The sequence below is a fragment of the Propionivibrio sp. genome (assembly GCF_049316945.1).
Taxonomy (GTDB): Bacteria; Pseudomonadota; Gammaproteobacteria; order Burkholderiales; family Rhodocyclaceae; genus Propionivibrio.
In genome coordinates this window covers 1-4,144 of sequence record NZ_JBMOJE010000239.1, presented here as the reverse complement: position 1 = coordinate 4,144, position 4,144 = coordinate 1, and the positions used below count along the sequence as shown (strand labels likewise).

At 55.8% G+C, this 4,144-nt stretch carries 4 protein-coding genes; all 4 read right to left on the bottom strand.

Going from position 1 to position 4,144, the window contains the following annotated elements:
• Positions 1-333 precede the first annotated feature (333 nt).
• The 4 genes from ACOYNV_RS26180 to ACOYNV_RS26165 all read right to left on the bottom strand — a co-directional run bounded on the left by ACOYNV_RS26180 (position 334) and on the right by ACOYNV_RS26165 (position 3,377).
• Entirely contained in the window at positions 334-507 is a 174-nt protein-coding gene (locus tag ACOYNV_RS26180; RefSeq protein WP_422902753.1) for a helix-turn-helix domain-containing protein, read from the bottom strand.
• Between the two features lie 221 nt (positions 508-728).
• Positions 729-1,451: a DNA-binding protein gene (locus ACOYNV_RS26175; protein WP_422902752.1), complete on the bottom strand. Its 723-nt coding sequence runs from the start codon at positions 1,449-1,451 to the stop codon at positions 729-731.
• Between the two features lie 417 nt (positions 1,452-1,868).
• Positions 1,869-2,795, bottom strand: a complete 927-nt coding sequence (locus ACOYNV_RS26170) for a type II toxin-antitoxin system HipA family toxin (protein ID WP_422902751.1) — start codon at positions 2,793-2,795, stop codon at positions 1,869-1,871.
• Positions 2,796-2,975: 180 nt separating this feature from the next.
• Positions 2,976-3,377: a helix-turn-helix domain-containing protein gene (locus ACOYNV_RS26165; protein WP_422902320.1), complete on the bottom strand. Its 402-nt coding sequence runs from the start codon at positions 3,375-3,377 to the stop codon at positions 2,976-2,978.
• Positions 3,378-4,144: the final 767 nt, after the last annotated feature.

The following is a 4,144-nucleotide window of genomic DNA, read 5'->3' as shown; positions in this document are numbered from 1 at the left end:
AGACCGAACGTAATAGCGCAAACTTGATATGTTTATTTATTTACGCCGCCTAACTATCGATTTCATGCGTAGTGGTTCGATTTACTGGGCGCTCAAAAGTTTTGTCACGAACATCGAATCCATGAAGGTTGTCAACTATCCGCTATCGTAATGTGAGATTAATTTCACGGAAAAATTCGACCGGTCGCCCTTGAATTGCTTATTAAACGGAGGATCCGTTGCCGACCTGCCCGCCAGATGGCAAACAATAATTTGCTGGCAGCTTACTAATCAATATGCCGACACTCAGGGATCTTCATTAGGCGACTCTGACTTGGCCTTACTCGGTAGCCCTCAGAAAAAGTACCGGCGCGGTTCAATGCTCAGCGAACGTCGGAACATCGCGGCAAAAGCGCTGGCGCTGCTGTAGCCAAGCTTTTCGGCAACAAATGCGACTGGCATGCTATTGGCTAGGCGGCCCAAGGCTTCAACCAGCCCCGCTTGCTGCCGCCAAAGGCGAAAGCTCATACCAATTCGCGCTGGAACTGTCGGGCCTGCGTACGGCTGCTGGTGGCCTACTGTTCGGCTACGAATCTGTCACCAACCGTAGTTCGCTGGCCTACGCGAACAAAGCTGGGCTTTGTATCAATTTGCGCGCAGCAAAGGGTATGCGGGCGAACTGCCCTTCTTGTTCTTTATCCTGAAGGTCAGCACGGGATTCCGGTATTGGTGTCGCCGGGCTATATCGATCACGGAACTGGCGTCGGCAACTTCTTTCGGCGCGTGTGACGCCCGTCATTCGCCGACCGAGTCAGGCGCGCCTGAAGTTCATTCAGTAGGGCTTCTGTTGTTTCCAGTTTGGCAGAGGCCACGGCGGCATTCTGTTCGGCGGCGATTCTTGCGGTGCGCTCGGCATCAAGCGCTTCTCTGAAGCGGCCCATTTCTGTTTCGATTTGGGGCAGCGCCTCAAGTCGTACCTCAAGCGTTGCCTGCGCTGTTCGAGCGCGCTCGGCCGCTTGACGTTGCTCTTCCAACTTTTGAATTGTGTTTTCCAGGCGGCTGGTTTGTTCGACGAACCGTCCGGACAGCGCGGTCTTTTCAGATCCCAGCATTTTAAGTTCCTGCGCTTGATCCGCGATCACTGCGGCTAGCCGTTCTGACTCTGCAACCAAGTCATCGATGGTCTGCTCTGCCGTGCTCAAGTCCGCCTCAATGGTGGCTTTGGCAAAGGATACTTCCTCTGCAACAAAATCGGCCAGTGTTTTCTGTAAGCCAGGGGGAAGAACGTTAGGCACCACGGCAAGCCGCGGCTGACTGCCCATCCAGATTTGCATGTGTTTGAGCACGGTTGCCATGCTGCCGACACCAAGGACGTCACGAATTGCGCGCGCCGTAGGTTTTCTGCCGGTTGCTGCGATTTTTTCTGCGGCGGCATCGACGTCGGTTTGGGTGATTTTGGGTTCTCTCGCCATGGTGTAGCTCACTCCAATAAGTTACGTTACGCTGTAACGTTACGTTATGTTACCCTATACGGTGAAGCAGATATCACGCCTTGACGGAATACAGGATCAACGCCGCTAAACCCTGTGTAGAACCTGAGAAATGCACCGAGCAACTTGGGTGCCGAACCTTTCGGGTCGCGCAACAAATAACGGCCGGTTCCGAGCATGAATCGTCGACGATCGCGGCAAATTGCAAGCGTACTGTCGATGGCGGTGGCCGTGCGCAGCTCGAAATTCCCACCAAAATTTCCGGTACGCACTGCCTGGTAGAACCCGCTGAATTTTTTCCTGCCAAATCGCGCCAGCCCTATAGCTATTGCTTTCGGCCATAGGTATCCGTGGACGATAAGTGGGTGGGTGAGGAATTACATTGCCCACGAAAGTTGCTTAGGAACGCCTACGAAATAACTTCCCCTTTTCCAACATTCGAATCGGGAAGGTCCGTGTGTTGCGAGAAGATAAAATCGGAGAGATAGATCGTGGCCGTAGGGGCACGGCGCGCCGTGCCCTTTTGGCATCACATCCAACTGAGTTTTCTAGGTTGAAGGGCAAGGGGTGATCGGGTCGGTTAATTGACCCTGTCCCCTTTTCGCTTTTCGCGGGCACGGCGCGCCGTGCCCCTACGAACAGCGGACTGCGGGGCTCATGGGTACCGTCCGGCTCGCCGTCCTGGCGCGCGAGCAATGTCATCGCCGAGGCATACAGCCGTCGTGATGCCGGAGCCAAGAGGTCCACTTTCTGGCGGTCGAACCGTTCAACGCAGAACGTGTGGTACTGCGCGCCCAAACGAAGATACTGCGCCGCCGGAACATCGATGCCAGCTTTCCGGGCAAGCGCATGGGTAATGAACTCCCAAGCCCCCCAGTCACGCCGGTCATTACGGGAGGGGAACTTGGCAAGCCACAAACGACCATCAGCTTCACGGAAGGTTGCCTTCGGCCGCGCGCCACCCAGTGATGTGCCGGGTGCCAGCAGCATGGACAACCACTTACGATATTCGGGGCGTTCTTCAGCGGAAGGGTCTTCCAGATTCGCCACTACATCCGCCAACTCGCCCAAGCTAGTCACCGGTGGGACGGCGCGCATCTCGTCCGGCGCCACGAACGGGGTCTCAGGGCTAAAGCGGAATCTCAGAGCTCCTGTTCGCGTCATATCGCTAACCCCCAGCATGAAGTCGAAGTCAGTCAGGCGCTGCATCGTGCGCTTTTCGTCTTTGGCGGCAAGCGCCTCTCTACGCTCCATAAGCACCCGGCCCCAGCGGTCTGGTGCGACATCGAGGAAAATACCGAACCACCGGGTTTTGCTCGCCAGCAATCAGTGGCAGCTGCGGGTCAAGCGCAAACTTTCGAGGAGACTTCAGCCAACCCGCATCATAGGCGAACGACGGCAGGAGGTCCGTTCGAGCGTCATGCGGGTAGAGCGTACCGACCCGCACGAGACCTTCATGAATCTCAGAGGCATCCAGCCAGACTTCCAGGGTTACGCGTGCCATGGTCACGGTTTCTTTTTAAGGAGGCTGCTAAACAGGGGCTGCACGCCGGGAGTCGTGGTGGCGAGATGCCCTGGCAGGGCGCGCCGTGGTGGCCGAGGCCCTCGCCCGGGCATCTCCTCGAGCGTGACCTGGTCCTGCAGCTTGCGACCCAACGGATCCTCCTGGGCTACAAGCGCCAGGCTCGACTCGAGCCCCAGGATGCGCAATGCCTTGAGGTACATCCCCAGCGCCACACCTGTGTCTCCGCTCTCCAGCCGTGCCAACGTGTTCCGTGAGATGCCCATCCGTTCGGCAAACAGCGTGGAGGAGAGCTTGCGACGCCCGCGTGCCAGCGCCAGCCGGCCCCCAAAGTCTTGGGCCAGCTTCTGGAGGTCCGAGCTGATGGCAGGTTGGATTCGGGGCATAAAGGAAGCTTTGGGCTAAGATGCTCAAAGTATAGCGCACCTTATGCTAATTGACAAATAACTTGAGCAAATCGCCCTAGTAATGCGCCATATATGTAACAATTCAAGATGATAGGGGATGAGGGTGGCGCCCACCTGGCCTACCAAAGCGCAGTGCACGCATGACTTTATCTGGCCCGAATTAAATTTTACTCAGGGCAATTTGAGCGACATCGGCCCCTACTATGCCAACTTGGTAACAGATGTTGTAGGTGATTCATTTCATTCCTTTCCACATGAAAATCCGTTTTCTGGCTGTTGTTCAATTGCCGGGTTACACACCATTTTCCGAAGAGCCAAAATGACTGGCATCCTAAATCTCCCTAGCCGATGGCAAGAACGGCGGCTTGGCCAGCAACTATTCGATATCGGATGCAACGACAACGGTGACGATCGATTCCATCGGCCCCTAGATTCCAACCGTGCGCAAATTTGTTGACGGTCAAAACATCCGGCTAAAATTTGGCGTTTCCAACCACGCACATAGCCACTATTTCCATGCACACTAGCCTACTCCAGCGCCATGAACGCGTTAAAGCCGCCTATGAACAACAGGAAGATGGCTTTCGCCGGATGGTATTTAACGCTATGGGCCGCAATTGCGACGACCACGACGGGCCCGCGCGAACTGAAATTTGGAGCCCTTTGTTCGCCCCGGCGGGCTCATCAAAGGGCAGCATTGACGCATGAACACCTCGGCAAACCCCGATGACATATTTTTGCTCCGC